The 25,089-nt window shown below is 70.3% G+C and carries 25 protein-coding genes, 2 tRNA genes and 1 pseudogene; 14 read left to right on the top strand and 14 right to left on the bottom strand.

Annotated elements, in window-relative coordinates:
- Positions 1–53: 53 nt before the first annotated feature.
- Positions 54–524, bottom strand: a complete 471-nt coding sequence (locus ACYQ1L_RS07875; RefSeq protein ID WP_460003656.1) for a single-stranded DNA-binding protein — start codon at positions 522–524, stop codon at positions 54–56.
- A gap of 162 nt (positions 525–686) precedes the next feature.
- Positions 687–1,313, bottom strand: coding sequence for a LysE family translocator (locus ACYQ1L_RS07870; protein ID WP_460003655.1), 627 nt, complete (start codon positions 1,311–1,313; stop codon positions 687–689).
- 102 nt (positions 1,314–1,415) lie between these two features.
- Between ACYQ1L_RS07870 and ACYQ1L_RS07865 the strand changes: the two genes are divergently transcribed.
- Both ACYQ1L_RS07865 and ACYQ1L_RS07860 read left to right on the top strand, forming a co-directional pair.
- Complete coding sequence (locus ACYQ1L_RS07865; RefSeq protein ID WP_460003654.1) at positions 1,416–1,679, top strand: hypothetical protein; 264 nt, start codon at positions 1,416–1,418, stop codon at positions 1,677–1,679.
- A gap of 173 nt (positions 1,680–1,852) precedes the next feature.
- Complete coding sequence (locus ACYQ1L_RS07860; protein WP_460003653.1) at positions 1,853–2,548, top strand: phosphatase PAP2 family protein; 696 nt, start codon at positions 1,853–1,855, stop codon at positions 2,546–2,548.
- Between the two features lie 16 nt (positions 2,549–2,564).
- Here ACYQ1L_RS07860 and ACYQ1L_RS07855 read toward each other — a convergent pair.
- Positions 2,565–2,636 (bottom strand) — tRNA-Arg (locus ACYQ1L_RS07855).
- A 45-nt stretch (positions 2,637–2,681) separates the two neighbouring features.
- On the opposite strand from ACYQ1L_RS07855, the gene orn reads away from it, so the two are divergent.
- The 6 genes and pseudogenes from orn (at position 2,682) to ACYQ1L_RS07825 (ending at position 5,178) form a co-directional block, all read left to right on the top strand.
- On the top strand, positions 2,682–3,308 hold the full coding sequence (gene orn / locus ACYQ1L_RS07850) for an oligoribonuclease (RefSeq protein WP_460003652.1): 627 nt from the start codon (positions 2,682–2,684) through the stop codon (positions 3,306–3,308).
- A gap of 36 nt (positions 3,309–3,344) precedes the next feature.
- Positions 3,345–3,420: transfer RNA gene (locus tag ACYQ1L_RS07845), tRNA-His, on the top strand.
- A gap of 110 nt (positions 3,421–3,530) precedes the next feature.
- Positions 3,531–3,929: pseudogene (locus tag ACYQ1L_RS07840) on the top strand (GNAT family N-acetyltransferase); the annotation flags it as partial.
- Positions 3,930–4,043: 114 nt separating this feature from the next.
- Positions 4,044–4,391 carry a metallopeptidase family protein gene (locus ACYQ1L_RS07835; RefSeq protein ID WP_460005780.1) on the top strand — a complete coding sequence of 116 codons (348 nt, stop codon included), beginning with the start codon at positions 4,044–4,046 and terminating at the stop codon, positions 4,389–4,391.
- On the top strand, positions 4,388–4,684 hold the full coding sequence (gene clpS / locus ACYQ1L_RS07830) for an ATP-dependent Clp protease adapter ClpS (RefSeq protein WP_159576182.1): 297 nt from the start codon (positions 4,388–4,390) through the stop codon (positions 4,682–4,684). The genes ACYQ1L_RS07835 and clpS overlap by 4 nt, the downstream gene beginning before the upstream one ends.
- Positions 4,685–4,689: 5 nt before the next feature.
- Positions 4,690–5,178: a DUF2017 family protein gene (locus ACYQ1L_RS07825; protein ID WP_460003651.1), complete on the top strand. Its 489-nt coding sequence runs from the start codon at positions 4,690–4,692 to the stop codon at positions 5,176–5,178.
- Positions 5,179–5,186: 8 nt separating this feature from the next.
- Here ACYQ1L_RS07825 and ACYQ1L_RS07820 read toward each other — a convergent pair whose 3' ends face one another.
- From ACYQ1L_RS07820 to ACYQ1L_RS07785, 8 genes are all read right to left on the bottom strand, one after another.
- Positions 5,187–5,768, bottom strand: coding sequence for a nucleoside/nucleotide kinase family protein (locus tag ACYQ1L_RS07820; RefSeq protein ID WP_460003650.1), 582 nt, complete (start codon positions 5,766–5,768; stop codon positions 5,187–5,189).
- Positions 5,752–6,084 carry a hypothetical protein gene (locus ACYQ1L_RS07815; RefSeq protein WP_460003649.1) on the bottom strand — a complete coding sequence of 111 codons (333 nt, stop codon included), beginning with the start codon at positions 6,082–6,084 and terminating at the stop codon, positions 5,752–5,754. The genes ACYQ1L_RS07820 and ACYQ1L_RS07815 overlap by 17 nt, the downstream gene beginning before the upstream one ends.
- Before the next feature lie 63 nt (positions 6,085–6,147).
- Complete coding sequence (gene dinB, locus ACYQ1L_RS07810) at positions 6,148–7,401, bottom strand: DNA polymerase IV (protein WP_460003648.1); 1,254 nt, start codon at positions 7,399–7,401, stop codon at positions 6,148–6,150.
- A gap of 52 nt (positions 7,402–7,453) precedes the next feature.
- Positions 7,454–8,968, bottom strand: coding sequence for an Asp-tRNA(Asn)/Glu-tRNA(Gln) amidotransferase subunit GatB (gatB, locus tag ACYQ1L_RS07805; RefSeq protein ID WP_460003647.1), 1,515 nt, complete (start codon positions 8,966–8,968; stop codon positions 7,454–7,456).
- Positions 8,968–10,500 (bottom strand): Asp-tRNA(Asn)/Glu-tRNA(Gln) amidotransferase subunit GatA, encoded by a 1,533-nt coding sequence (gene gatA, locus ACYQ1L_RS07800; RefSeq protein WP_460003646.1) that lies wholly within the window; start codon positions 10,498–10,500, stop codon positions 8,968–8,970. The genes gatB and gatA overlap by 1 nt, the downstream gene beginning before the upstream one ends.
- Entirely contained in the window at positions 10,497–10,796 is a 300-nt protein-coding gene (gatC, locus tag ACYQ1L_RS07795) for an Asp-tRNA(Asn)/Glu-tRNA(Gln) amidotransferase subunit GatC (protein WP_159576188.1), read from the bottom strand. Before gatC ends, gatA begins: the two co-directional genes overlap by 4 nt.
- 81 nt (positions 10,797–10,877) lie before the next feature.
- Positions 10,878–11,666 (bottom strand): cache domain-containing protein, encoded by a 789-nt coding sequence (locus ACYQ1L_RS07790; RefSeq protein WP_460003645.1) that lies wholly within the window; start codon positions 11,664–11,666, stop codon positions 10,878–10,880.
- 30 nt (positions 11,667–11,696) lie between these two features.
- Positions 11,697–12,479 carry a FadR/GntR family transcriptional regulator gene (locus ACYQ1L_RS07785; protein WP_460003644.1) on the bottom strand — a complete coding sequence of 261 codons (783 nt, stop codon included), beginning with the start codon at positions 12,477–12,479 and terminating at the stop codon, positions 11,697–11,699.
- Between the two features lie 121 nt (positions 12,480–12,600).
- Between ACYQ1L_RS07785 and ACYQ1L_RS07780 the strand changes: the two genes are divergently transcribed.
- From ACYQ1L_RS07780 to ACYQ1L_RS07755, 6 genes are all read left to right on the top strand, one after another.
- Complete coding sequence (locus ACYQ1L_RS07780; RefSeq protein WP_460003643.1) at positions 12,601–13,683, top strand: ABC transporter ATP-binding protein; 1,083 nt, start codon at positions 12,601–12,603, stop codon at positions 13,681–13,683.
- 51 nt (positions 13,684–13,734) lie between these two features.
- Positions 13,735–14,910 carry an ABC transporter substrate-binding protein gene (locus ACYQ1L_RS07775; protein WP_460003642.1) on the top strand — a complete coding sequence of 392 codons (1,176 nt, stop codon included), beginning with the start codon at positions 13,735–13,737 and terminating at the stop codon, positions 14,908–14,910.
- Positions 14,911–14,975: 65 nt separating this feature from the next.
- Positions 14,976–15,899: an ABC transporter permease gene (locus ACYQ1L_RS07770; RefSeq protein ID WP_460003641.1), complete on the top strand. Its 924-nt coding sequence runs from the start codon at positions 14,976–14,978 to the stop codon at positions 15,897–15,899.
- A 9-nt stretch (positions 15,900–15,908) separates the two neighbouring features.
- A complete protein-coding gene (locus tag ACYQ1L_RS07765; protein ID WP_460003640.1) occupies positions 15,909–16,709 on the top strand; it encodes an ABC transporter permease in 801 nt (266 codons plus the stop codon).
- Positions 16,710–16,741: 32 nt separating this feature from the next.
- Positions 16,742–18,442, top strand: a complete 1,701-nt coding sequence (locus ACYQ1L_RS07760) for a long-chain-fatty-acid--CoA ligase (RefSeq protein WP_460003639.1) — start codon at positions 16,742–16,744, stop codon at positions 18,440–18,442.
- 54 nt (positions 18,443–18,496) lie between these two features.
- Positions 18,497–20,419 carry a DEAD/DEAH box helicase gene (locus ACYQ1L_RS07755; RefSeq protein WP_460003638.1) on the top strand — a complete coding sequence of 641 codons (1,923 nt, stop codon included), beginning with the start codon at positions 18,497–18,499 and terminating at the stop codon, positions 20,417–20,419.
- A 35-nt stretch (positions 20,420–20,454) separates the two neighbouring features.
- Here the strand turns inward: ACYQ1L_RS07755 and ACYQ1L_RS07750 are convergent, their stop codons facing one another.
- The 3 genes from ACYQ1L_RS07750 to ligA form a co-directional block, all read right to left on the bottom strand.
- On the bottom strand, positions 20,455–21,207 hold the full coding sequence (locus ACYQ1L_RS07750) for an ABC transporter permease (protein ID WP_460003637.1): 753 nt from the start codon (positions 21,205–21,207) through the stop codon (positions 20,455–20,457).
- Positions 21,208–21,261: 54 nt separating this feature from the next.
- Positions 21,262–22,668, bottom strand: a complete 1,407-nt coding sequence (locus ACYQ1L_RS07745) for an HNH endonuclease signature motif containing protein (protein ID WP_460003636.1) — start codon at positions 22,666–22,668, stop codon at positions 21,262–21,264.
- An 81-nt stretch (positions 22,669–22,749) separates the two neighbouring features.
- Entirely contained in the window at positions 22,750–25,065 is a 2,316-nt protein-coding gene (gene ligA / locus ACYQ1L_RS07740; protein ID WP_460003635.1) for an NAD-dependent DNA ligase LigA, read from the bottom strand.
- Positions 25,066–25,089 lie beyond the last annotated feature (24 nt).

Genomic DNA, 25,089 nt, shown 5'->3' with positions numbered 1-25,089 from the left:
GTCCTGGCCAGCGCCGGGGCCCGGTCCGTCGTATGCGCCCCTCGCCGCGCGGCTCAGTAGGGCACCTGCTCGGCGCCGGGCGTCGCCCACGCATCACCGGATCCGGCGGCCGCGCCGACCGCGGCGAGGCCGGACGTCTCAGCATCGGTCGGTTCCGGGGATCCCGAGTGCGCCGTGCGATGGAAGATGCCGCGTCCGCGACGCAGGTCCGGGCCGATGCTGTCCGCATCGATCTCCACGCTCAGGTTGCGCCGGCCCTCCTTGTTCTCCCACTCGCGCAGCCGCAGCCGCCCGGTGACGATGACGGCGTCACCCTTGCTGAGGGAGGCAGCGGCGTTCTCGGCCAAGGCGCGATACGCCTTGACTTCGAACCAGTTCGTGCTGGCATCGACCCACGCGCCCGTGCTGTCCTGACGCCGGTGGTTGGTCGCCATCCGGAAACTCAGCGTGGCGATCCCTGTCGTCGTGCTGCCTCGCTCCGGCGCCGTGGCGATGTTGCCCACGACAGTGATGGTGTCGGCCATGATTGCTCTCCTCTGCTCTCGCGGAGCCGCATCGACTCCGATCTGCACAGATCGTGACGCTCCCCAGGTGGGCACCGCGGCGCGTTCCCGCAACCGGTGCAGAACACGTTGCGCATCTCGGCGGTGCAGGACCAACGCCGCGCGGCGCGAGACCGCACTCGATCAGTGCACGAAGAGCAGCAGCGCCGCGACCGCGATGAACAGCGTGCCGAACACGACGTTCAGCGTGCGTTGGCCGCGGCGGCTGGCGGTCAGCCTGCGGAAGCTGCGGGCGGTCGCGGCGAAGACGAACCACATCACGATCACATCGATCGCGACGGTCGTCCCGATGAGGATCAGGTACTGCGGCCACGGGTCGCGGTCGAGGCGGATGAACTGCGGGACGAAGGCCAGGAAGAAGACGATCGCCTTCGGATTGAGCAGGTTCACCCAGAACCCGCGACGCAGCATCGGCCACCGGCCCTCGGGCGATCTCTCCAGGTCCTGTTCCTCGACCGCATCGGGAATGCACGCCGTGATCAGCCGGATCCCGAGGTAGACCAGATACGCCGCACCGACATAGCGGATGGTCTCGAACAGCCACGGGACACGCGCGACGAGCAGGCCGACGCCCGCGGCGACGATCGCGACGTGGACCACGAGCGCGAGCTGCTGACCCGCGATGCCCCAGATCGAACGCCGCCATCCCTCGTTCAGGGAGTTGGTCATCGTGTTGATGGCACCGGCCCCGGGCGTGAGGCTGATCACGAGGCACGCCACCACCAGCGAGAGCCACACAGTCACGGTCACCAGCACAGTGTAGGGACTTCCGCGCGCCCTCATGTGCACGGGCCGAGCTGCCCGGAACGAATGTCGGTGGCCGTCCTTATGTTCGAAGGTGAAGGAGGAGCCATGACCACGAACACCACCCCCGCACCCACCATCCGCTGGGCGACGCCCGTTCTCAACCGCGCCGTAGAGACCCTGCAGCCCGCCGGTGAACGACTCTGGCGCGTCGTCGACACCCGCGGGACGATCCGGGGTCACCTGCGCATCGTGCCTCACGACCTCGGTCTGCGATACCGCGCTGAGCGGCTCCACCTGCCATCCGGGGTGTTCCGCATCGTCGGCGACTTCTGGAGTGCCGACGACGCCGTGGCGGCTCTCCGGTTCTAGCACCGCGCCTCGTCCCTCGCACCGCCCCGTCCGTCGTCGACGGCCGGTCCTCACCACGCGACGGCCGGTTCTTGGCGAATCCTTAGCAGGACTCGGCGAACATGGATCTTCGGCGCGTCGATCGGCGCGCCGTACGCCGGCCTCTGCGCCGCTGCAAGGGATGAGGATCGTCGATGGCCCAGGCGCACAACGCTCAGCACGCGACGCGCACAGGAATCGAGCGCGCGTCCTCCCGGCCGCTCGCGGACGTGGCGACCGCCGTCGTCGGTGCAATCGCTGTCGTCATCCTGGGATTCGTGATGAAGGCGACGCAGGCGGATCAGGGTCTCGTCGTCGCCCTGAACCGGACGCACACCGGATGGTGGGGCACGGTCGGCACCGCCGTCTACCGCGGGATCGAGCCGGTGCCCGCCGTCGTGATCACCTTGGTCATCGCCGGTCTGGTCTGGGCGGTGTCGCGATCTCTGCGCACGGCGATCCTGTTCGGTCTCACCGTGGCGTTCACGTGGCTGCCCGTCGCGGCGGTCAAAGTCCTCGTCGACCGTCCGCGGCCCGACGCGACTCTGCTCACACACCCGTTCACGCCGCTGCAGACGGATGGTTCCTTCCCCAGCGGCCACACGGCGTACGTCGTCGCCCTCGCGATCGCGTTCTGGTTCCTTTTGCGAGGGACCCGGTTCGCCTGGCTGCCGGTGGTCCTGGGCGTGGTCGCCACGGTGATCATCGGTCTCGCCGTCGTCAGCGACGGCCTGCACTTCCCCACCGACGTGCTCGGCTCCGTGATCTGGGCCCTCACCACGGCCGCAGCCGTGCGCTGGCTCATCGTCGACGTGATCGCCGCGCGCATTCGGCGACGCCGCGCCGAGTGAGCTTTCGAGAAGCCAGTGCCCCCGGCAGGATTCGAACCTGCGACCAGCGGATTAGAAGGCCGCTGCTCTTCCGCTGAGCTACGGAGGCGCTCCTCCAGGCTAGCGCGTCGGCGCCGCTCAGTAGGATGGCCGCATGGTTTCTTCGTCCGAGAACGATCGGCTGGTCTGGATCGACTGCGAGATGACAGGGCTCGATCTCTCGGTCGATGAGCTCGTCGAGATCGCCGTCGTGATCACCGATTTCGAGCTGCGCCTGGTGGACCCGGGGTTCCAGGTCGTCATCCGCGCGAGCGACAATGCGCTGAGTCAGATGAGCGAGTTCGTCACGAACATGCATCGCACCTCGGGGCTGTACGAGGAGATCCCCACCGGCGTCACACTCGCCGAGGCGCAGGCGCAGACCCTGGAGTACATCCGCCGGTTCGTGCCGCAGGAGCGCAAAGCGCCCCTGGCCGGCAACACGATCGGCACCGACCGCATGTTCCTCGCCAAGTACATGCCCGAGGTCGACCAGTACCTGCACTATCGCAACGTCGACGTCTCCAGCATCAAGGAGCTGTCGCGCCGCTGGTATCCGCGAGTCTTCTTCCACGCGCCGGCGAAAGACGGCGGCCACCGCGCGCTCGCCGACATCCTGGAGTCGATCCGCGAGCTCGAGTACTACCGCCAGGCGGTGTTCGTGGAACTGCCCGGACTCACCAGTGAAGAGGCTCAGGCGCTCTCCGACGCCGTCGTGTCAAAGTTCGGTCCGAACCTGTAATACACTGGTCAGGTTGCCCGCTCCGGCAGGCACATGGTGGCTATAGCTCAGTTGGTAGAGCACCGCGTTGTGGTCGCGGGGGTCGCGGGTTCAAGCCCCGTTAGCCACCCCAGCAAGAGGCCCGGATCCGCATGGATCCGGGCCTCTTCTCATCGACCGGGCTGCGTCCGCGAAGACTGCGATCCGCGCCGCCGGTCCGGATCCGGCGGCTAGCATCGAGACATGGCCTCCTTCGTGCGCACCGCGACCGACGCCGACCTCGCAGAGCTCTCCCGTATCGAGGAGGAGGCCGACGCCGTCTTCGCGGAGCGCTTCGGAACGGCGCTCGGACACGCTGCGCCGTCGGGTGCCGACCGCGCCGCGGAACGCGGGTTCCTCCTCGTCGCGGCCGAGGAGGAGGACGGCCCCGCCGTGGGTTTCGCTCACGTCCTCGAGGACGACAGCATCGCCCACCTGGAGCAGGTCTCCGTGCTTCCCGCGTACGCCCGCCGGGGGCACGGACGCGGGCTGGTCGAGGCCGCTCTGGATGAGGCGGCCGAACGCGGGCACCACAGCGTCACCCTGCGCACCTTCGCCGACGTGCCCTGGAATGCACCGTTCTACGCATCACTGGGCTTCGTGGAGGCCGACTCCCCCGACCTGCCCTTCTACCGCGATCTCGTGGACGCCGAGCGCCGTCTCGGCCTGGACGACCTGGGCCGACGGGTGCACATGACGATCGACGTGCACGGCGGGATGACGATGGATCCGGACGCGTTCGAGGAACTCGTCACCGACGAACTCGACCGCCTCCCGGACGACATGGTCGACGGCCTGGAGAACCTCGTCTTCGTCGTCCAGGACCGCCCCGACGACGGCTCGCTCGACTTGCTCGGCCTGTACGACGGTCTCGCCGTGACCGAACGCGGCAACTACGGCATGGGCGAGCTGCCGGACCGGATCATCGTGTACCGCGAGCCGCATCTCGCGCAGTGCTCCGACGAGCGGCAGCTCCGCGCCGAGGTGCACACCACGCTCGTGCACGAGATCGCCCACTACTACGGCATCGACGACGCCCAGTTGCACGAGATGGGGTGGGCATGAGCACGCCGCTGACCACGCCGGATGTCGACGAGAGCATCGATCTGCAGGCCGCTCCGGCCGTGCCCTGGGAGCTCGTCGTGTGGGACGACCCCGTCAACCTCATGAGCTACGTGGTGCGGGTGTTCCGCACCTACTTCGGCTACCCGAAGGATCGCGCCACCCGACTCATGCTGGCGGTGCACAACGAAGGGCACGCCGTCGTGGCCACCGGGCCGCGCGAGACCATGGAGGTGCACGCGCAGGCGATGCACGACTACGGCCTGTGGGCCACCGTGCGCCGGGCCGGAGAGTGAGCGACGTGACCGACCCCGTGCTCCGCGTGCCGATGCAGGCGATCGAGGCGCAGCAGCTCGCGAACCTCGTGGACCAATTCCTCGACCTGCTGCGCGACACCGAGATCGGCGAGGACGCGGCCCTGGACCGCCTGACCCCGTCCGTCTACCCCCAGGACCCCGACGCGTCCGCGGAGTTCGCCGACGCCACGAGCGCCGACCTCCTGGATCGCCGCGCCGCCGACGCGCGCGTCGTGCGCGACGCCCTCCGCGTCGCGCACGACGACGCGAACCCGGTGCCGGCGGATCTCGCCGTCCGCGCCGCCGACGTCGACGCGTGGCTGCGCACGCTCGCCGCCCTGAGGCTCGTCATCGCCTCGCGCCTGGGGATCGAGGAGGATCCCGCGCCGGACCCGGAGGATCCCCGGCTCGGGGTGTACGAGTGGCTGGGGTATCGCCTCGACCTGCTCGTCGAGGCGGCGGACGCGCTGGACGAGAGCGCACCCGAAGGCTGAGTCGTCCGCTACGGGACCGAGACCACCAGCGTCGCGTGACCGATGGGGTCGTCTCGGCGCAGGTGGACGACCTCCTGCAGCGCCCAGCGATCCCAGTGCGGACGGAAGAGGTCGCCGTCGCGATCGAGCGCCCGCCGCTTGCGGCTGGCCTCGGGAGACTGCACCCACACCCGGACGTCGGCCACCCGCGCCGTGCGGGGCGTGAGCCCCCCGCACCCTTCCAGAATCACCCCGCGCGCCGGATCCACCGCATAGCTCTCCGCGTACTCGCCGGCCTCCCAGTCGTAGCGCTGCCAGGTGCCGACGAGGTCGCGGCCGTGCGGGCGCAGGATCTGCTCGTAGGCCCGCTCGACGCCGGCGTCCATGCCGTCCCAGCCCGGATAGATCGAGTCCAGGGCGATGAGCTGCGGATCCGTGCGCAGCGGCCAGTGCTCGGCGAGCAGCCGCGCCAGCGTGGACTTGCCGGCGCCGCTGCGCCCGTCGATGAGCACGACCGGGTTGGACGCCTGCACGGCGCGCACCGCATCGGCGACGCGGGCGACCGCCTCGCTCAGCGCGCGTGCGACCGGATCGTCACTTCTTGAGGGCACGGATGACGCGGGAGATCGCGCGGCCGGTGACCCACACGAAGGGCACCGCCACCGCCAGCAGCGAGACGAAGTTCGGCTCGAACCGCAGACCTTCCTCGCGCCGCACGTAGACACCCAGCGGAATCGCGATTCCGCCTCCACCGCCGCCTTCGCCCTCGGCGGTGCCCTCAGCGCCTCCGGATCCGCCTCCGAAGCCGGAGATCGTCAGCGCCACGGGGGTGAACTGCGCGCCATCCACCTCCTGCGGTTCGCCGTAGGCGCTCTTGACGCCGAAGGACGCGGAGTTCTTGCCCAGCTCGAGTGCGATGTGCGGCATGCGTCCACGCTAACTCACCGCGGCCGCGACGACCACCGCCCCAGTCACGGACCCGCGGGACCGTCAGTCGAGCCCGTGCGCGCGGGGGTGCGGTGCCGAGCCGCGGCCGGGTCGGGCGCCGAGATGCCGGGCGCGCGTGACGGTGCCGGATCCGAAGCGCGCCTGTGCGCTGTCCAGGGCGTCCTCCACGCGTCGCCACTCGGCGTCGTCGTCCCAGAGCCCGAGCGCTCCCCCGGCGTCGGTCAGGCGCTCCGCACGCACGCCGACGAGACGCACCGGGTCGCGGCGGTCGATCGCGTCGAACAGCGTGCGCGCGACCTCGCCGATGCGCTGTCCCACCGACGTCGGCTCGGGCAGCGTCTGGGAGCGGCTGATCGTGGTGAAGTCGGAGAAGCGCACCTTGATCGCCACAGTCCCCGCCTCCCAGCCCGCGCGGCGCAGGCGGGCGGCGACGCGATCCGCCAGCCGCAGCAGCTCCGACCGCAGCGCCTCGCGGTCGGAGACGTCGACGTCGAAGGTCTCCTCGTGCCCCACGCTCTTCTCCACGCGGCTGGTCTCGACGCCGCGCGGGTCACGGCCTGCGGCGAGCTCCTGCAGCCGCTGCGCGAGCGCGGGACCGACCGCGCGCTCGAGCGCCGACGCGGGCGTCGCCAGGATGTCGCGGATCAGCCGGATGCCGCGTGATTCCAGCGTCTCCGCCGTCTTCGGGCCGACGCCCCACATGGCGCGCACGGGCTTGGTGGCGAGGAACTCGAGAGTGTCGGGCTCGGCGACGATGAGCAGGCCGTCCGGCTTCGCCATCGTGGACGCCATCTTGGCGACGTGCTTGGTCGCCGCCACGCCGACGCTGCAGGTGATCCCGACCTCGTCCTGCACCCGGCGGCGGATCATCGCGCCGATGGTGCCGGGGCCGCCCCACAGCCGGCGCACGCCGCGCACGTCGAGAAAAGCCTCGTCGATCGACAGCGGCTCGACCAGGGGTGTGATCTGCTCGAAGATCGCCATGACCCTCTGCGAGACGTCCCGGTACTTCGTGAAGTCGGGCGGCACGATCCGCGCGGTCGGGCACAGCCGGACGGCCTGCGACACCGGCATCGCCGAGCGGACGCCGTACCGACGCGCCTCGTACGACGCGCTGGAGACCACCGAACGCCCGTCCGGAGACCCGATGATCAGCGGCAGTCCGCGCAGCGAAGGATCGTGCAGCACCTCGACGGCCGCGTAGAACGCGTCCATGTCGACATGAAGGATCCCCGTGCCGGCGTCGTCGGCACCGGGGGCCGAGACGATCCGCCCGGATCCGTCGCCTCTTCCCATGACCCCATTCTCGCGGAGGCCGCCGACATCATGCCTGCGGCCTCCGCAGCGCCTACTGGGCGGCGCGCTCCAGGATGAGCTCGCGCACCCGGGCGGCGTCGGCCTGACCCTTCATCGCCTTCATCACGGCGCCGATCACCGCACCGGCGGCCTGCACCTTGCCGTCCTTGATCTTGGCGAGCACGTCCGGCTGCGCGGCCAGGGCCTCGTCGATCGCGGCGATGAGCGCGCCGTCGTCGGAGACCACGGCCAGGCCGCGCGCGTCCACGACCTGCTGCGGCGAGCCCTCGCCGGCGATGACGCCTTCCAGCACCTGGCGGGCGAGCTTGTCTGTCAGCGTTCCGGCATCGACGAGCTTCTGCAGAGCCGCGACGTTCTCCGCGCTGACCAGCGATGCCGCGTCGACCTCGCGCTCGTTGGCGATGCGGCTGATCTCACCGGTCCACCACTTCCGCGCGGCGTCGGCGGTCGTGCCCGCGGCGATCGTCGCCTCGACCTCGTCGAGCAGACCGGCGTTCACCACGCCCTGGAACTCGATGTCGCCGAACCCCCACTCCGCCTTGAGCCGGCGACGACGCGCCACCGGCTGCTCGGGCAGCGCGGCGCGCAGCTCCTCGACCAGCTCGCGCGGCGGCTGCACCGGCAGCAGGTCGGGCTCCGGGAAGTAGCGGTAGTCGTCGGCGTCCGACTTCGGACGTCCCGGCGAGGTGGATCCGGTGTCCTCGTGCCAGTGCCGCGTCTCCTGCGTGATCGTCCCGCCCTCGGCGAGGATCGCCGCCTGGCGCTGGATCTCGTAGCGCACGGCGCGTTCGACCGAGCGCATCGAGTTGACGTTCTTCGTCTCGGTGCGCGTGCCGAGCTTCTCCTGCCCGCGAGGACGCAGCGACACGTTCGCGTCGCAGCGCAGGTTGCCGCGCTCGAGGCGCGCCTCCGAGATGCCGAGCCCGCGCACGATGTCACGGATGGTCGCGACATACGCCTTCGCGATCTCCGGAGCGCGGTGCTCGGCGCCGAAGACGGGCTTGGTCACGATCTCCACGAGGGGCACGCCCGCGCGGTTGTAGTCGACGAGCGAGTACTCGGCGCCCTGGATCCGTCCGGTGGATCCGCCCATGTGGGTGAGCTTTCCGGCGTCCTCCTCCATGTGCGCCCGCTCGATCGGGATGGTCACGAGCGTGCCGTCCTCCAGCTCGACCTCGACGGACCCCTCGAACGCGATCGGCTCGTCGTACTGCGAGATCTGGTAGTTCTTGCCGAGGTCCGGGTAGAAGTAGTTCTTCCGCGCGAACCGGCACGACTCGGCGATCGAGCAGCCCAGCGCCAGGCCCAGGCTGATCGAGGAGCGCACGGCCGTCTCGTTCACGACCGGCAGGGATCCGGGAAGGCCCAGGTCCACCGGAGCGATGAGCGTGTTCGGCTCGGCGTCGTGGTTGCGCGCATTCGCGGGGTTCGGCGCATCCGAGAACATCTTGGTCTCGGTGTTCAGCTCGACGTGCACCTCGAAGCCGAGCACGGGCTCGAAGAGCTCGAGCGCCTTGTCGTAATCCATCAGCTTCACGGCGGACATCAGCGGGTTCCTCCCAGCACGGGCTTCTCAGCGAGCACAGGTGCGCGGTCGAGCAGCGGCCCGCCCCACGCGTCGACGAGCAGGGCCTCGAGTGCGGCGCCCACGCGGTACAGGCGGGCGTCCTCGCGCGCCGGCGCGAGGAACTGGATGCCCACGGGAAGGCCGTCCTCCTCCGCGAGACCCGACGGGATGGAGATCCCGGGGACGCCGGCGAGGTTGGCCGGGATGGTGGTGAGGTCGTTCAGGTACATCTGCAGCGGGTCGCCGACACGCTCGCCGAGCTTGAACGCCGTGGTCGGCGCGGTCGGCGTGGCGATCACGTCGACCTGCCCGAAGGCGGCGTCGAAGTCGCGCTGGATGAGCGTGCGCACCTTCTGCGCACTGCCGTAGTAGGCGTCGTAGTAGCCGGCCGACAGCGCGTAGGTGCCGAGGATGATCCGGCGCTTCACCTCGGGGCCGAAGCCGACCTCCCGGGTGAGCGACATCACGTCCTCGACCGTGCCGCCGCCGTCGGGCGTGACCCGCAGGCCGAAGCGCACGGAGTCGAACTTCGCCAGGTTGCTGGACGCCTCGGCGGGGAGGATCAGGTAGTAGGCGGCGACGCCGTACTCGAAGTGCGGGGCCGAGATGTCCACGATCTCCGCACCCTGCTGCTGCATGCGCTCGAGCGCGGCGTGGAACGAGCTCGCGACGCCGGGCTGGAAGCCGGAGTCGGGAAGCTCGCGGATCACGCCGACCTTGAGGCCCTTCAGGACCTCCCCGGTCGCCCCCTCGCGCGCGGCCGCGGCGAACGACGGCCAGGCGTCGGGCAGCGACGTGGAGTCCTGGGGGTCGTGGCCGCCGATCACGTCGTGCAGCAGCGCCGAGTCGAGCACCGTGCGGGAGACGGGGCCCACCTGGTCCAGGCTCGAGGCGAGGGCGATGGCGCCGTAGCGGCTCACCCCGCCGTAGGTGGGCTTGATCCCGACCGTGCCGGTCACGTGCGCGGGCTGGCGGATCGAGCCGCCGGTGTCGGAGCCGAGCGCGATCGGAGCCTCGAACGCCGCCACGGCCGCGGCCGAACCGCCGCCGGAGCCGCCGGGGATGCGATCCAGATCCCAGGGGTTGTGCGTGGGGCCGTACGCCGAGTGCTCGGTGGAGGAGCCCATCGCGAACTCGTCCATGTTCGTCTTGCCGATGCCGATCAGGCCCGCCGCGCGGGCGCGGGCGACGACGGTCGCGTCGAACGGCGAACGGTATCCCTCGAGGATCCGAGAGCCGCTCGTGGAGGGCTGGTCGGTGGTGACGAGCACGTCCTTGATGGCGAGCGGCACGCCGGCGAGCTCGCCGAGCTCCTCACCGGCGGCACGACGGTGGTCGACCTCGGCGGCGGCGTCGAGCGCGTGCTCGTTCACGTGCAGGAAGGCGTGCACGTCGCCGTCGACGGCGGCGATGCGGTCCAGGTGCGCCTGCGTCGCCTCGACGCTCGACAGCTCGCCCGCAGCCAGCTTGGCGCCGAGCTCTGCGGCGGTCCAGCGGATGATCTCGCTCACTGCTCCTCCCCCAGGATCGCCGTCACGCGGAAGCGGTCGCCGTCGTAGTCGGGCGCGTTCTGCAGCGCCTGCGCGGTGGTCAGGGTCTGGCCCACGACGTCCTCGCGGAACACGTTGTGCATCGGGATGGGGTGGCTCGTGGCGACCACGTCGGGCGTCGCGACCTCGGACACCTTGGCGATGTTGTCGACGATGGCGTCGAGCTGACCGGTCAGCTGCGTCACCTCGTCGTCGGTGAGCTGGATGCGCGCGAGCACGCCGAGATGGCGTACAAGATCGGGGGTGATTTCAGACACCCGCCCAGTCTAGCCAGCGGCCACCGCCCGCCCCGTCGCGCGGCGGAGCGGCCGGCGCCTCGCGGGCGCCGCTGCGCGGACTCAGTCCTCGACCACCAGCGCGAACGTCGTGTCGCCGCAGCGCACCGCCCTGGTGCCTCCGGACGCGGCGCTGAGCGCGCCCTCGTCGCGCACGGCCCCCAGCGCCCGCTGCACGTCGTGCCCGCGCAGCAGTGTGCCGGTGACCCGGTGCGAGTCGTTCGAGGCGACGACGCGACCGGATCCGTTCACGACCGTGCCCGTCCCCGGAGCGTCGCGCAGGATCGGGAGGATGACGCGTTCGAGCCGGGACACGTGCACGTCGATGCCGACGACGCCCACCATCCGGCCCTCGTGTCCGACGGGCGCCGTCACGGTCACCGTGTAATCGTCGGTGCAGAGGTAGTCGACGTAGGGACCGGTGACGTGCCTTCCGCCGGTGCGCTCCGGCACCTTCCACCACTCCAACTGCCGGTAGTCCCGGAACTGATCGGACTCCGGGTCGTCCACCGTGTCCAGGCGGCGCACGCTGCCGCGGTCTCCCCGGTCCAGTCCGTGGATCTCGCGCAGCCACCACGCCAGATGCCAGGGCGCATCGGCCAGGACCCCGGGCGTCGCGACGAAGCCGGATCCGGTGACGAGTCCACCGGGCGTGCTCAGCGCCGGCTGTGCCAGCGCGTCCATGAACGGGTCCAGGGCCGCCGCCGTGGGCGCGGCGCCCTGCGCGGCGAAGGAGCGGAACTCCTCCTCGACAGCACTGCGCCACGTGTCCACGAGCGCGAACAGCGGGGCGAACGTGCCCTCGATCCGCGCGGCGATGCGCTCATCATGCTCGGCGACGGTGCCGGTCATCTCCCGCTCCTTCTGTGTATGGGGAATCCGTCAGTGCAGCGACGGCACGGACTGGTCGGCGGGCTCCGCCGCCTCCAGCCGGGTCTTCTCGTCCAGGAGCCATTCGACACCTCCGGCGATCCGCCGTATGGCCATGGCCCGCGCCGCCTCCGTGTCGGCGGTTGCGATGGCGTCCAGCTCCGCGCTCCTCGCTGCGCGGCTGCGGGCGCGGTTGTCCGCCTCGCGCAGGCCGAGCCAGATCAGCGAGCCGATCTCGGCCTGCAGGCGCAGCTCCTCCCGCACCAGCCGCGGCGACTGGCTGAGGGCGGCGACCTCGAGCTGGAATCGCGCGACGGCCCGCCGCGCTCCGCCCGCGCTCGACAGATCCTCGTTGTCCACGAGTTCGCGCAGCCCGCGCACGTCCTCCTCGCCCGCCCGGTCGGCGGCGAGCTCCGCGGCCATGCCCGCGATCGCCGAGTAGTGCGTGGACGCGTCGCGGAGCTCGACCCTGCTCAGCGCGCGGATCCGCTCGTCGGTGAAGCGACGCGCGGTGTCGGGGTCGAACGTGACGAAGCTGCCGCCGTCACGTCCACGACGGGTCTGGATGAGTCCGGCGTCGCGCAGCGCCTCGAGCGCCTCCCGCACGGTCACGACGGCGACGCCGAGCCGGCGGCCGAGCTGCGATTCGCTGGGAAGTCGCTCGCCGTCGTGCAGCACGCCCGAGGTGATCGCGTCCTGCAGGCGGCGCTCCACGAGCTCCGCCCGACCGAGGTCCGTCAGCGGCGCGAACACGGCGGATCTCGCCGGATCCACTCCCGCCGACACCTGTGCCACCGCCGCTCTCCTCTCGAGGCCGTGAGACGACCGTAACACGAGTGTTGACAAAATCCTCTGTTCTCATATGATTCCAAACATCTACTAGCAGAGGATTCGTCCTCGCATCGAAGGGGATGTGATGACCGGCAAGCCCGTCGCGATCAGACTCAGCGGACTCACCCGCGCCTTCGGATCCGTGACCGCCGTCGACGGCGTGGATCTGGAGATCGCCGAAGGAGAGTTCTTCTCCATGCTCGGGCCGTCCGGATCCGGCAAGACCACCGTGCTCCGCCTCATCGCCGGCTTCGAGCAGCCCACCTCCGGGACGGTCGAGCTGTTCGGCGAGGATGTGACGCGCAAGGCGCCGTTCGACCGCGACGTGAACACGGTCTTCCAGGACTACGCACTGTTCCCGCACATGACCGTGCTCGAGAACGTGGCGTACGGGCTGCGCGTGCGCGGGGTCGGCAAGCGGGAGCGCCGCGAGCGCGCTCGGAAGGCGCTGGCGAGCGTGCGGCTCGAGCACGTGGCCGACCGGAAGCCGAGCCAGCTGTCGGGAGGACAGCGCCAGCGAGTGGCGCTCGCCCGCGCCACCGTGGTCGAGCCGAAGGTGCTGCTCCTGGACGAGCCGCTGGGCGCGCTGGACCTGAAGCTGCGCGAGCAGATGCAGGTCGAGCTCAAGCAGATCCAGCGGGATCTCGGCATCACGTTCATCTTCGTCACGCACGACCAGGAGGAAGCGCTCACCCTGTCCGATCGCATCGCGGTCTTCAGCGCGGGACGGATCGAGCAGCTCGGCACCCCCTTCGAGCTGTACGAGCGGCCGGTCTCCCGCTTCGTCGCCGACTTCGTGGGCACCTCGAACCTGTTCGACGACGTCACCAGCGAACTCGTGCTCGGGCGTCGAGGACACAACTCCCTCCGCCCCGAGAAGCTCCTGGTCGGGCCCGCACCCGCCGCAGAACCCGGGTTCCGCTCCGCCGCCGGGGTGGTCGCCGAGGCGATCTACCTGGGCTCGGGAGTGCGGCTGGTCGTCGACCTCGACCAGGGTCCGCGGGTCGCGATCCTGCAGCAGAACATCGGCGGGCACGCGCACAACGACCACGGCGATCGCGTGTTCGTCTCGTGGCGCGACGCCGATGTGGTCGCTCTCGACGACGCTCCCGCCGCCGAGCAGAACGACACGCCCTCTCGCACCATCCGCACCGTCGGCACCCGCTGACCGCATCCGCACCCTCGCACCCGCGAACGCAGAAGAACGAAGGAGTATCCCATGCGCAAGAACGCTCTCACGGCCCTCGCCGCCATCGGCTTGTCCGCCGCGGTGATCGCAGCCCTCACCGGCTGCGGGACGGCCGGCTCATCCGGCGGAGGCGGCGCCGGCCCCGTCGACAAGCTGGGCAAGAACGAAGGCGCGGTCAAGATCCTCGCATGGCCCGGCTACGTGGAGGACGGCTCGAACGACCCGAAGGTCGACTGGGTCTCGGAGTTCACCAAGAGCACCGGATGCAAGGTGGAGGCCAAGACCTTCGGCACCTCGGACGAGGCGCTCAATCTGATGAAGACCGGCGACTACGACGTGGTCTCCGCCTCGGGCGACGCCTCGCTGCGCCTGATCGCATCCGGCGACGTGGTCGAGGTGAACACGAAGCTGCTGAAGAACTACGACGGCATCTTCCCGTTCCTCAAGGACCGGGCATGGAACACGGTCGACGGCAAGCACTACGGGGTTCCGCACGGCTACGGCGCCAACCTGCTGATGTACAACACCGAGACGTTCCCCACGGCGCCGACCTCGTGGGACGTCGTGTTCGACAAGGCGTCGGAGCACAAGGGCAAGATCACGGCGTACGACTCGCCGATCTACATCGCCGACGCCGCGCTCTACCTCATGGCGCACAAGCCGGAGCTCAAGATCACCAACCCCTACGCCCTCGACCAGAAGCAGTTCGACGCGGCGGTGGATCTGCTCAAGGAGCAGCGTCCGAACATCAGCGAGTACTGGGGCGACTACCTCAAGGAGGTGCAGTCCTTCCAGTCGGGTGACAGCGTCGCCGGCACCACCTGGCAGGTGATCCAGAACACGCTGGAAGGCGAAGGCGGGAAGACCGCCGTGGTCCTGCCCGACGAGGGCGCGACCGGGTGGAGCGACACCTGGATGATCTCGTCCAAGGCGAAGAACCCGAACTGCGCCTACGCGTGGCTCGACTACATCTCCAGCCCGAAGGCCAACGCGCAGGCCACCGCGTTCTTCGGCGAAGCGCCGTCGAGCGAGAAGGCCTGCGACTTCCGCGACGACTGCGCCGCGTACCACGCCGGCGACGCCGAGTACGCGAAGAAGATCTGGTACTGGACCACGCCGATCGCGAAGTGCCTGGACGGTCGCACCGACGTGAAGTGCATCGACTACGCCGGCTGGACCACGGCCTGGCAGCAGATCCGGAACTGAGCGGATCCGGTCGTCCGGGGCGTCGTGCTCCGGGCGACCGGCACCGGTCTTCGAAAGGACCCTTCATGAGCGCCATCGCATCGACGGAGCCGCCGCGCACGGCGGTGCCGTCCCCGCGCCGCACCTCGGCACGCCGCGGATCCGCCTTCCTCACCGCCCACCCGAGCGCCCGCCTCGCTCTCCTGCTCTCCGCTCCCCTGTTCTGGCTCTGCGCCGTGTACGTCGTGGCGCTGGCGCTGCTGCTCGTCACGGCCTTCTGGACGACCGACACCTACACCGGGCAGATCCGCACCGAGTTCACCGCCGACAACGTCGTGACCGTCGTCACGGACGCCTTCTACCAGGGCATCACGCTGCGGACCGTCGGGATCGCGCTCGCGGTCACCGCGATCGACGTCGCCCTGGCCCTTCCGATCGCCTATTTCATGGCGATGGTCGCCTCCCCCGCGCTGCAGCGGGTCCTCGTGGTGCTCGTGCTCACGCCACTGTGGGCCTCGTATCTCGTGAAGGCGTTCGCCTGGCGCTCCGTGCTCTCCAGCGACGGGATCCTGGAGTGGCTGCTGCGACCACTCGGCGGGCACACGCCCGGCTACGGCATCGCCGCCACGATCATCACGCTGTCGTACCTGTGGCTGCCCTATGTCATCCTGCCGATCTACGCGGGCCTGGAGCGCGTGCCGAGCTCACTGCTGGAGGCCTCCGGCGACCTCGGCGGGCGGAGCTGGGCCACGCTGCGTCTGGTGGTCTGGCCGATGGCGCTGCCCGCCATCATCGCCGGCACGATCTTCAGCTTCTCCCTCTCGCTCGGCGACTACATCACGATCGGCATCGTCGGCGGAGGCGCGCAGATGCTCGGCACGCTCGTCTTCCAGGACATCGGCGCGGCGAACAACCTGCCCCTCGCGGCGGCCATCGCGCTGATCCCGATCGTCATCATCTTCGGCTACCTGTTCCTCGTGCGCCGCACCGGCGCCCTGGACAACCTCTAGGAGGCACTCGTGCGCATCTCCCTCGGCACCCGGGTCAGCCTCGGCGTCATCACGGCGGTCATCCTCGCGCTCGTGTACGTGCCGCTCCTCGTGGTCCTCATCAACTCCTTCTCCACGTCGGCGTCGCTCACCTGGCCCCCGCCGGGGTTCACGCTCGAGTGGTGGGGCAGGGCGTTCCGCAGCGACGGCGCGCTCGAGGCCGTGGCCACCAGCGCCCTCGTCGCGCTGATCTCATCGATCCTCGCCCTCATCCTCGGCACCATGCTCGCGTTCGCCCTGCAGCGCTTCTCGTTCTTCGGGAGGAACACCGTGAACCTGCTGGTGATCCTGCCGATCGCGCTGCCCGGCATCATCACCGGCATCGCGCTGAACAACCTGTTCCGCACGATCCTGGGCGTGCCGCTGTCCATCTGGACCGTCATCGTGGCGCACACGACGTTCTGCATCGTGACGGTGTTCAACAACGCCGTGGCGCGGCTGCGCCGCATGGGCACCTCGCTCGAGGAGGCCTCGGCGGATCTCGGCGCGGGGATCTGGACGACGTTCCGCCTGGTGACCTTCCCGCAGCTGCGCTCCGCCCTGCTCACCGGCGGACTGCTCGCGTTCGCCCTGTCCTTCGATGAGATCGTGGTGACCACCTTCACGGCCGGATCCGGGGTGCGGACCCTGCCGATGTTCATCATCGACAACGTCGCGCGCCCGAATCAAGCGCCCATCGTCTCGGTGATCGCGGTGGTGCTCGTGGTGGTGTCCATCGTTCCGATCGCCCTCGCCCAGAAGCTGTCCGGCAGCGAGCAGCAGCGCCGGTGAAGTGTTCGAGGCGGGCGGCATAGGCTGAGCACGTGACGACGTTCGTTCCTCCGCGCCCCTGGACCGCCAGCTACGCCGAGGGGGTGCCGGAGGATCTCGAGGAGGTCACCGGATCCCTGGTCGACATCGTGGAGGCGTCCGCGCGCGACTATCCGGATGCGCCGGCGCTGCAGTTCTTCGGCCGCACGACCTCGTACCGCGACCTGCAGGCGTCGATCGAGCGGGCAGCCGCCGGCCTGAAGGCGCTCGGCGTCAAGGCCGGGGATCCGGTCGCGATCGTGCTGCCCAACTGCCCCCAGCACATCGTGGCGTTCTACGCCGTCCTGCGCCTGGGCGCCGTGGTGGTCGAGCACAACCCGCTGTACACGCCGCGGGAGCTGCGCAAGCAGTTCGAGGACCACGGCGCGAAGCACGCGATCGTGTGGAACAAGGTCGTCGACACGGTGCAGGAGTTCCCGTCGGATCTCGCCGTCACGAACCTCGTCTCGGTCGACGTGACGCGCGCGATGCCCGCGCTCACCCGGATCGCCCTGCGCCTGCCGGTCGCAAAGGCCCGGGAGTCGCGCGAGGCCCTCACGACGAAGGTGCGCGGCACCGTCACCTGGGAGTCGGTGGTCGGCCATGCCCCGCTGCCCGCGGCGCATCCGCGCCCCGTGACCGACGACCTCGCGATCATCCAGTACACCTCCGGCACCACGGGCACCCCGAAGGGCGCCTCCCTGACGCACCGCAACCTGCTCGCCAACGCCGCACAGGCGCAGGCGTGGGTGCCGTCGATCACGCGCGGAGACGGCTGCGTCGTCTACGCGGTGCTGCCGATGTTCCACGCGTACGGGCTCACCCTGTGCCTCACGTTCGCCATGTCGATGGGCGCGCGTCTCGTGCTGTTCCCGAAGTTCGACCCGGAGCTCGTGCTCGAGGTCACGAAGAAGCACCCGGCGACCTTCCTGCCGCTCGTTCCCCCGATCGCGGACCGGCTGCTGGCCGCGGCCACCGCGAAGGGCGTGTCGCTCGCCGGCACGGAGATCGCGATCTCCGGCGCGATGGCGCTGCCGCACGAGCTCGTCGTGCCGTTCGAGCAGGCGACGGGCGGCTACCTCGTCGAGGGGTACGGGCTCAGCGAGTGCTCCCCCGTGCTGATGGCCAACCCGGTCGCCGCGAACCGCGTGCCGGGCACGGTGGGTCTGCCGCTGCCGGGAACCGAGTGCCGTGTCGTGGATCCGGACGAGCCGACGAACGATGTCGAGCCGGGGCAGCCCGGCGAGCTCGTCGTGCGCGGACCGCAGGTGTTCTCCGGCTACTACGGCAAGCCCGAGGAGACCGAGGCCGTGTTCGTGGACGGCTGGTTCCGCACCGGCGACATCGTCACGATCGACGACGCGGGCTTCGTCCGGATCGTCGACCGCATCAAAGAGCTGATCATCACGGGCGGGTTCAACGTCGCGCCCACCGAGGTCGAGGGGGCGCTGCGCCAGCACCCGGACGTCGTGGACGCCGCCGTCGTGGGCCTTCCGAACGAGCACTCCGGCGAGGAGGTCGTCGCGGCGATCGTCGTGGATCCGGGCACGGACGTCGACGTCGAGGCGATCCGCGAGTTCGCCCGCGGGATCCTCACGCCGTACAAGGTGCCCCGGCGCATCTTCGTCGTCGACGAGCTGCCGAAGTCGCTGATCGGCAAGGTGCTGCGCCGGCAGGTGAAGGAACGCCTGCTCGCGCTGACCTCCGGGAGCTGAGCGCCGGCGGGTGCGCTCCCAGCGTCGGCACCGGCCGGGACGGTACTCTGAGATGTGACTGAAGACGCCGCGACTCACGAAGACGCCCCCGCCGAGACCGAATCGACCCCCGGATTCGAGGAGCTCGGCATCACTGGTCCCGTGCTCGCCGCCATCAAGGCCCTCGGCTACGAGACCCCGTCCGCCATCCAACGCGAGACCATTCCGCTGCTGCTCGGCGGCCGCGATGTTCTCGGCACCGCACAGACCGGGACGGGCAAGACCGCCGCGTTCGCGCTTCCGATCCTGGAGAACCTGGATCTGCAGCAGCAGAAGCCGCAGGCGCTCGTGCTCGCCCCCACCCGCGAGCTCGCCCTCCAGGTGGCGGAGGCGTTCGAGGCTTACGCGGCCCAGATGCCCGGCGTGCACCTGCTGCCCGTGTACGGCGGCCAGGGCTACGGCGTGCAGCTGTCCGCGCTGCGCCGGGGCGTGCACATCGTCGTCGGCACTCCGGGCCGCATCATGGACCACCTCGCCAAGGGCACGCTCGACCTGTCCGAGCTGAAGAACCTCGTCCTGGACGAGGCCGACGAGATGCTCAAGATGGGCTTCGCGGAAGATGTGGAGCAGATCCTCGCCCAGACGCCGGAGGACAAGCAGGTGGCGCTGTTCTCGGCCACGATGCCCGCGACCATCCGCCGCCTCGCGCAGCAGTACCTGCACGACCCCGAGGAGATCTCGGTCAAGGCGAAGACCACCACCAACGCGAACATCACGCAGCGCTATCTGGTCGTCTCCTACGCCCAGAAGGTGGATGCGCTCACGCGGATCCTCGAGGTGGAGAACTTCGAGGGCATGATCGTGTTCGTCCGCACCAAGAACGAGACCGAGACGCTCGCCGAGAAGCTCCGCGCCCGCGGATACTCCGCCGCCGCGATCAACGGCGACATCCCGCAGCCCATGCGCGAGCGCACGGTGAACCAGCTCAAGGACGGCAAGCTCGACATCCTCGTCGCGACCGACGTGGCCGCGCGCGGCCTGGACGTGGAGCGGATCAGCCACGTGGTGAACTTCGACATCCCCACCGACACCGAGTCGTATGTGCACCGCATCGGCCGCACCGGCCGCGCCGGCCGTTCCGGCGACGCGATCAGCTTCATCACGCCTCGCGAGCGCTACCTGCTCAAGCACATCGAGCGCGCCACCCGTCAGCAGCCGGCGCAGATGCAGCTGCCGACGACCGAGGACGTGAACAGCACGCGCCTGGCGCGCTTCGACGACGCCATCACCGCGGCGCTGGAGGAGACGGGGCGAATCGAGGGGTTCCGCGACATCATCGCCCACTACGTGCGTCACCACGACGTGCCGGAGGCCGACGTCGCCGCCGCGCTCGCGGTGGTCGCCCAGGGCGACACCCCTCTCCTGCTGGATCCCGAGGACGACGCGCTGTCCGCCGCCGTCGCCGCGGACAACCGCCCGCCGCGCGCGGACCGCGCCGAACGGTCCGGCGGCCGCGATGCGCGGGACCGTGACGACCGCGGTCCGCGGCCCGAGCGGCGCAGCCGCGGCGACTACACCCCGTACCGGATCGAGGTCGGCCGACGCCATCGCGTCGAGCCCCGGCAGATCGTGGGCGCCCTGGCGAACGAGGGCGGCCTCGGCCGCGACGACTTCGGCGCCATCACGATCCGCCCCGACTTCTCGATCGTCGAGCTGCCGGCGAACCTGGACCCGTCCGTGCTGGACCGGCTGCGCGACACCCGGATCTCGGGCCGGCTCATCGAGATCCAGCGCGACGGCGGCCGCCCGAACCGCGGCCCGCGCCGGGATCGCGACGACCGCGGGCGCGACGACCGGGGCTTCCGCGACCGACCGCGCCGGGATGACCGCGGGTACGGCGACCGTCCGCGGCGCGACGACCGCGGTTACGGTGAGCGTCCGCGCGACGACCGGCGCTCGGACGAGCGGCCTCCGCGCAAGCCGCGCCACAAGGACTGAGCCCAGGAGGTCAGCAGCGCCTCGATCGACGACACTCAGCGCTGGGCGACGGGCTTGGTGCGGACCGGGCCGAGCCAGGTCGCGATCAGCACCGCGGTGATGGATCCGGCGGCCATGATCGCGGCCAGCACCACGATCTGGAAGCGCCCCGCCTCCAGTGGTGACAGACCGCCGAAGATCGCGCCGACGAAGGCTCCGGGCAGCACCACGAGGCCTGTGGTCTTCGTCTGATCGACCGAGGGGATGAGCGCTTCACGCACTGCCCTGCGCGAAAGCTCGAGCGTGGAACGGCGCGGAGTGGCGCCCAGCGCGAGCCAGCCCTCGACCTCCTCCCAGCGATCGACGACCGACGCGGTGAACCGCCGTCCGGCGAGGGTGGCGATGCTCATCGAGTTGCCGATCAGGATCGCCCCGATCGCGAGGAGATAACGGGGCGTCGGCTGCAGGGCGCCGGTTGCGAAGACCGTCCCGATCGACACGACCGCGCCGGCGCCGATCGAGGTCGCCATCACGAGGATGGTACGGCGGCCGCCGCCCGTGCGCCGGACGGCGACGCCGGTCGCGATCGCGAACATCACCAGCAGCGCGACGCCGATCCATGCCGGCTGCGTCACGATGCCGGTGAGGATGACGCTGATGACGGCCAGCTGCACTGCTCCACGCAGGATCGCCAGCGTCGGGGCCCATCGCCCGGGGACGCGGAAGAGAATCAGTGAGACGGTGGCGATCGCGGCGAGGGTGATCACACCGATCACCGTCGGCAGCAGCTCGATCCCGTTCACCGTCATTCGTCCTCCGGGACAAACCCTATGTCCGGGAGCCGATCCGAACGACGAGCGGACCTAGAAGGGTGGTGGGTCGGTGGTGTGGTGGCCGGTGGGTGTGGTGACTTCGACGGTGCGGTCTTCTCGGCTGCGGTAGATCATCCGGGTGCGGTGATTGCGGGTGTGGTCCGCGGGGCAGAGCGGGCGCAGGTTGCTGATGTCGGTGGTGCCGCCGCGGGCCCACATGCGTTCATGGTCGAGATCCGCGTCGAGGGCGAGGCGGTCGCAGCCGTCGCGGGCGCAGGTGCCGTGCTGCAGCACCAGCCAGTCCCGCTGCGCCTTCGTCGGCCGGTAGGTGCGGCGGTCCATGTTCAGGACGACCCCGCGGACGGGGTCGGTGATCACGCGCCGAAACCCGGTCGCGTCGAAGAACGCCTGCCGCGCGGTGGCCGCATCGATCGGCCCATGCCCGACCAGCTGCGCCACCTTCGCCGACGCCACCGGGTTGCCCGTGACGAGAACCTGCGCGGCGGCCGGTTCGATTCCTGAACCCGGGGCGAGCCCGGCGGTCGCCGCCGGGCCGAACGCCGCGCCGTTCCCCACGACCAAGGTGGCGCCGCAGGTGCAGCCCGCTCCGGTGAGCAACCCGACCGGGACCGTGACGAACACGGTCGTGGACACCGCCTTGTCCGTGCCCGCCCCGGTGAGCCAGTCGCAGAACAGATCCGCGCGGATCTGGTCCCGGGTGCGATTCTCCCGCCGGTCTTTCTGCAGGCGCTTCGCCGCCGACGTCAACCGCCGCTTGATCGCCACCGCCGTCACCGTCGGTACCAACGCCATGATCCAGCTCATGCCGTCCTCGGCGTCCTCCATCACGACCCGACGGTCCGCCATCCCGCGGGCGTGCTTCTGCTCCGCCGACGTCGGGTCCAACCGGTCGGTGAGGACCCGGATCCGGCGCCGGAACCCGCCGATCGGCACCGTCAACGCCCACCCCGACGCCGCCCGATCCACCAGCCCGATCGCCTCCGCCGCGTACTCCCGCGCGGCCGCATCGGCGCCGTCCGGGGCACGCAACCGCAGCACGGCGCCGACGGCGGCTTCCACGAACCGCAACCCGGCGAAACCGTCCCGCGCCTGCTCCCACAGCAGCGGCAGGAACTCCCGCGCCGTCTCGGCGGTGCACAGCAGCGACCGCACCTCGTTCTCCGACACCTGCAACCGCAACGCGATATCGAACACCACCGCACGGATCGCATGCTCGAGATCATCCGGGCGGTCGCCGACCGTGTAGATCTCCGGATGCCGACGCGTCAACGCGACCGCCTCGAGGATCCCCTCCGCCCGCGCCGCAGCCCGCCGGTTGATCGCGACATCGTCCTCCTGCAACCGATCCAGCAGCACCCGCGCGACGACATCCTCCCCCACCACCTCACGCACACCCGCGTCCTGCGGATCGGGGAACGGAGTGGTGGTGGAGGCCATGCCTCAGTTTAGCACTTATGTTCGAAGAATGCGAGGATAGATCCCGGAATCCCGCGGAATTCCGCGGCCGGACGAGGTCGGTCAGCCCAGCGCGTCAGGCCCCTCGGTCACGAGGACATGGAACTGTGCGGCATCCAGGATCCGGATGCCCAGCTCCTCCGCCTTGGCGAGCTTGGAACCGGCTCCCGGCCCGGCTGCGACGAAATCGGTCTTCTTCGAGACGCTGGACGCCGCCTTTCCGCCGGCCTTGATGATCGCTTCCTGCGCTCCCTCCCGGGTGTAGCCCTCGAGGGAACCCGTCGCGACGACCGTGAGCCCGTCGAGCACTCCGCCCTCCGACGTGGCTGCTCCCGGCCCCGGGTGCCCCGGCGTCGCCCACTGCACGCCGGCGTCGGCCCAGCGCTGCACGATCTCCTGGTGCCAATCGACGGCGAACCAGTCCAGGAGAGAGTCGGCGATGATCCCGCCGACGCCCTCGACCGCGGCCAGCTCCTCCCGCGTGGCGGAGCGGATCGCGTCGAGCGAGCCGAACCACTGCGCGAGCGCCCGGGCGGCGACGGGGCCGACGTGCCGGATGTTCAGGGAGACGAGCAGGCGCCACAGCTCCTTGGTCTTCGCCTTCTCCAGCTCCGCCAGCAGCTTCACCGCCTGCGAAGACGGCTGCGGTGCCGTGATCCCGTCCTTCTTCTCCGCCGTCGTGGGGTTTCGCCGGAACGGGGCGCGCGTCTTCACCACGCCGTCCTCGTCCTCCTTCGGCAGTCCGGTCTCGGCGTCGCGGACGATCACTTCGATGGGCACGAGCTGCTCGAGCGTCAGCGTGAACAGGCCCGCCTCCGTCTCCAGCGGCGGCACCGCGGGACGGCTCGGCTGGGTGAGCGCCGCGGCTGTCACCTCGCCCAAGGCCTCGATGTCGAGGGCTCCGCGGGATCCGATGTGCTCCACCCGGCCGCGCACCTGCGCCGGGCAGGAGCGCGTGTTCGGGCAGCGCAGGTCGATGTCGCCCTCCTTCGCGGGCGCCAGGACGGATCCGCACTCCGGGCAGCGCTCCGGCATCACGAACTCGCGCTCGGTGCCGTCGCGGCGTTCGACCACCGGGCCGAGCACCTCCGGGATCACGTCGCCGGCCTTGCGCAGCACGACCGTGTCGCCGATCAGCACGCCCTTGGCCTTCACCACGTCCTTGTTGTGCAGCGTGGCCTGGCGCACCACGGAGCCGGCCACGTGTGCGGGCTCCATCACGGCGAACGGGGTGGCCCGACCGGTGCGGCCGACCGACACGACGATGTCGAGCAGCTTCGTCTGCACCTCCTCCGGCGGGTACTTGTAGGCGATCGCCCACCGCGGGGCGCGGCTCGTGGCACCCAGCTCGTCGTGCAGCTCGAGCTCGTCGACCTTCACCACGATGCCGTCGAGCTCGTGCTCGATGTCATGCCGGTGCTCGCCGTAGTACGCGACGAAATCGGCGACCTCGTCGATCGTGGCGCACACCTTCGTGTGCGGACTCGTGGGAAGACCCCACTCGGCGAGCAGGTCGTAGACCTGGCTCTGCGCCGCGACGGGCGGATCCGGCCACGCGCCGATGCCGTGCACGTAGAGCGCCAGGGAGTCGACGCGCAGCAGGCCGGCCTCGAGCTCCATGCCGTCCTTCTTGTCCAGCTGCTGCCGCAGCCCGCCGCTGGCCGCGTTGCGCGGGTTCGCGAACGACGGGAAGCGCCGTGCGGCGGCGGTGCGCGCCTTCTCCTCGTCGAACGGCTTCTTGGCGCCCGCCCGCGCCTGGAATCGCTCGAGCGCTTCCGCGTACGCGCGGTCGCGGAAGGCGGCCTGCGCCGCGTTCAGCCGCTCGAAGGCCGCGACCGGGATGAACACCTCGCCGCGCACCTCCACGATCGGAGGATGACCGGACCCGCTCAGGCGCTCCGGGATCCCGGCCACGCGGAGCGCGTTCTCGGTCACGATCTCGCCGACCCGCCCGTCACCGCGGGTCGCCGCGGAGGTGAGCACGCCGTTCTCGTAGCGCAGGCTGATCGCGAGCCCGTCGATTTTGAGCTCGGTGAGCCAGGCCACGTCCCGTCCCGCCGCGGCGCGGGTCTTCGCGGCCCACTCCCGCAGCTCGTCCACGGAGAACACGTTGTCGAGGCTGAGCATCCGCTCGGCGTGCTCGATGGTCTGCAGTCCGGTCGCCTCGGCGGCTCCCACCATCTGCGTGGGCGAGTCCTGGCCCTGCAGCTCGGGGTGCAACCGCTCGAGCTCTTCGAGCCGGTGCATCCAGGAGTCGTAGGTGGCGTCGTCCACCAGCGAGGTGTCGCGTCCGTAGTACGCGTCCTTCGCCTCCAGGATGCGGGTGGTCAGCTCCTCCGCCTCGGCACGGGCGTCTTCCAGCGAGATGTTCTCCGGCACCCCTGAAGTCTACGAGCGGGGTGG

The sequence above is a fragment of the Microbacterium xylanilyticum genome, from assembly GCF_054654695.1.
The sequence above is the reverse complement of the archived record's forward strand: the minus strand, read 5'-3'. Positions and strand labels throughout refer to the sequence as shown.

Excerpts from the sequence above, each read along its gene's own strand:
- ACYQ1L_RS07780 (WP_460003643.1), top strand. The coding sequence starts at position 12,601 with ATGACCGGCAAGCCCGTCGCGATCAGACTCAGCGGACTCACCCGCGCC.
- ACYQ1L_RS07815 (WP_460003649.1), bottom strand. The coding sequence starts at position 6,084 with ATGCCGCACATCGCACTCGAGCTGGGCAAGAACTCCGCGTCCTTCGGC.
- ACYQ1L_RS07745 (WP_460003636.1), bottom strand. The coding sequence starts at position 22,668 with ATGGCCTCCACCACCACTCCGTTCCCCGATCCGCAGGACGCGGGTGTG.
- ACYQ1L_RS07750 (WP_460003637.1), bottom strand. The coding sequence starts at position 21,207 with ATGACGGTGAACGGGATCGAGCTGCTGCCGACGGTGATCGGTGTGATC.
- ACYQ1L_RS07835 (WP_460005780.1), top strand. The coding sequence starts at position 4,044 with ATGACGATGGATCCGGACGCGTTCGAGGAACTCGTCACCGACGAACTC.
- ACYQ1L_RS07865 (WP_460003654.1), top strand. The coding sequence starts at position 1,416 with ATGACCACGAACACCACCCCCGCACCCACCATCCGCTGGGCGACGCCC.
- dinB (WP_460003648.1), bottom strand. The coding sequence starts at position 7,401 with ATGGGAAGAGGCGACGGATCCGGGCGGATCGTCTCGGCCCCCGGTGCC.
- ACYQ1L_RS07770 (WP_460003641.1), top strand. The coding sequence starts at position 14,976 with ATGAGCGCCATCGCATCGACGGAGCCGCCGCGCACGGCGGTGCCGTCC.
- ACYQ1L_RS07860 (WP_460003653.1), top strand. The coding sequence starts at position 1,853 with ATGGCCCAGGCGCACAACGCTCAGCACGCGACGCGCACAGGAATCGAG.
- clpS (WP_159576182.1), top strand. The coding sequence starts at position 4,388 with ATGAGCACGCCGCTGACCACGCCGGATGTCGACGAGAGCATCGATCTG.
- ACYQ1L_RS07775 (WP_460003642.1), top strand. The coding sequence starts at position 13,735 with ATGCGCAAGAACGCTCTCACGGCCCTCGCCGCCATCGGCTTGTCCGCC.
- ACYQ1L_RS07790 (WP_460003645.1), bottom strand. The coding sequence starts at position 11,666 with ATGACCGGCACCGTCGCCGAGCATGATGAGCGCATCGCCGCGCGGATC.
- orn (WP_460003652.1), top strand. The coding sequence starts at position 2,682 with ATGGTTTCTTCGTCCGAGAACGATCGGCTGGTCTGGATCGACTGCGAG.
- ACYQ1L_RS07875 (WP_460003656.1), bottom strand. The coding sequence starts at position 524 with ATGGCCGACACCATCACTGTCGTGGGCAACATCGCCACGGCGCCGGAG.
- gatB (WP_460003647.1), bottom strand. The coding sequence starts at position 8,968 with ATGTCCGCCGTGAAGCTGATGGATTACGACAAGGCGCTCGAGCTCTTC.